The sequence below is a fragment of the Levilactobacillus suantsaiihabitans genome (assembly GCF_004745505.1).
In the GTDB taxonomy this organism is placed as follows: Bacteria; Bacillota; Bacilli; order Lactobacillales; family Lactobacillaceae; genus Levilactobacillus; species Levilactobacillus suantsaiihabitans.
Genome location: NZ_RKLX01000055.1, coordinates 1 through 964 on the forward strand (window position 1 = coordinate 1; position 964 = coordinate 964).

The 964-nt window shown below is 40.9% G+C and carries 1 protein-coding gene; it reads right to left on the bottom strand.

The window, feature by feature from the left end; translation table 11 throughout:
* Positions 1–83 precede the first annotated feature (83 nt).
* Positions 84–964 (bottom strand): IS110 family RNA-guided transposase (locus EGT51_RS12790; protein ID WP_167850211.1); only part of this gene is annotated, 881 nt, incomplete at its 5' end.

Consider the following 964-nt stretch of genomic DNA (forward strand, 5'->3'; position numbering starts at 1 on the left):
TTTTATATGAAAACTCCATCGAAAAAAGCGTATACTAAAACTGGCCTAAGTAGGTCTTAAAAAAATTATTTAATTATTTTTAGCTAACGTACACTTGTGGCCGCAAGTGTATGTTTTTTTGATTCTTGGTGGGTTAGCAGAGCGAAATAAATTTGTTTTAGCATACGATGAGCTGTTGCGACGGCTGCTTTCTTAGGACCACGTTGCCTTCTTTTAAGCCGGAAAAAGGCGCCGAGATCACCTTCCTTAGACTTGGCAGCAGCCCAACTTGCTTGACAGAGAATTCGCTTTAAGTAGGCGTTACCATGATTAATTTTAGAGTTGTGACGCTTGCCAGCGCTCTCGCGATTACCAGGGCAAAGGCCTGCCCAAGAAGCTAAGTGTTTTTCATCCTCAAAAACTGACATGTCAGTGCCAATTTCAGCGAGAATTATTCCCGCTGATTCACGTTGAATGCCTTTAAAACTAATAAGCAACGAAACTTCAGCTTCGTATTGTTGGAGTAAAATGTCAATACGAGCTTCATACTCAGCAATACTAGCATCAAAAGTATCGATGAGTCTTAATATTTCATTAAGCATAAATCGATGATGCGCTCGCATGAAGCCATTCATAGCATCGACAATTTGTGGTACTTTTTTCTTCAAAGTAGTATATACCAGCGGCTTGACAAGTTCAGAAGTAATTACTTCACCATTGGCCAGCAGTTCAAGCATATTACGACCAGACTTTCCGAAGATATCTTCGATGTAGGTCGTTAGCTTAACCCCACCGCATTGAAGTACTTGATGAATTCGATTCTTTTGCTTATTACGTGATTCAATCAGGTGCTTTCGAGCACGGGTTAAGTCTCGTAGATCTTGTATTGTCTCGTCGGGAACAAAGCTTGCCGGTATTAAATCTAAGCGAAGTAGCTTAGCAATCCAACGTGCGTCCTTCTTATCAGTTTTGTGTCCGGGAATAC